Here is a 609-nt window from a genome sequence, read left to right as displayed (position 1 = left end):
ACCTGCTGTTCGACCCGATCCCGCGGCGCGTCGAGCACTGGCTCAACGCCGTCGAGATGGGCAGGGCGGCCGCCGAGAGCCTGCTCGCCGGGCTGACCGCGGCCAAGCCGTACACCCCCGTCCCGCGGTTCTGGTCCGAGCAGCACGGCGTGCGCATCCAGGCCGCGGGGATGGTGAACCTCAGCTCCGAGCAGGTCCAGCTGCCCCCTGCCGCGCCCGGCGGGCAGCCGACCACCGGGTTCGTGCACAACGGCAGGCTCGTCGGCGCCGTCGGCCTCGACGCCCCGGCCGACCTCCTGCACTGGACGGCCGAGATCGCCAAGCAGCACATCGTGTCCGCGAAGAACGAGGAACAGGAGAAAGCCCATGCGCCGACGCGCCCGGTCGAATCTGGTCGTCGCCGCGGGGGTGCTCATCGGGTCCGCGACGGTGTGGTCACTGGCGGCTGAAACGCCCCGGGAAGCCGAACTGACCGCGGGCACCGTCGTGGAGGCCCCCGCGACCCCGCCCCTCGCCACCACCGTCACCCGGCCCACCCCGAGTTCCACCCCGCCGCCTTCCCGGTCGTCCGCGCCGCCGCCCACGACCGCGCAACCCGCGCAACCCGCG

1 protein-coding gene and 1 pseudogene are annotated in these 609 nt (G+C 74.2%); both read left to right on the top strand.

Annotated features, from left to right (window positions below; all coding sequences use genetic code 11):
• Positions 1 to 449, top strand: a 449-nt coding sequence (locus tag QMK34_RS47640; protein ID WP_326421654.1) for an oxidoreductase C-terminal domain-containing protein, incomplete at its 5' end; no start/stop codon positions are given.
• Positions 430 to 609: pseudogene (locus tag QMK34_RS47635) on the top strand (hypothetical protein); the annotation flags it as partial. The gene QMK34_RS47640 and the pseudogene QMK34_RS47635, both read left to right, overlap by 20 nt.

Source organism: Amycolatopsis sp. H20-H5 (assembly GCF_035828755.1).
In the GTDB taxonomy this organism is placed as follows: domain Bacteria; phylum Actinomycetota; class Actinomycetes; order Mycobacteriales; family Pseudonocardiaceae; genus Amycolatopsis.
Note: the sequence above shows the minus strand (reverse complement) of the source record. Positions and strands in the feature narration are given on the sequence as shown.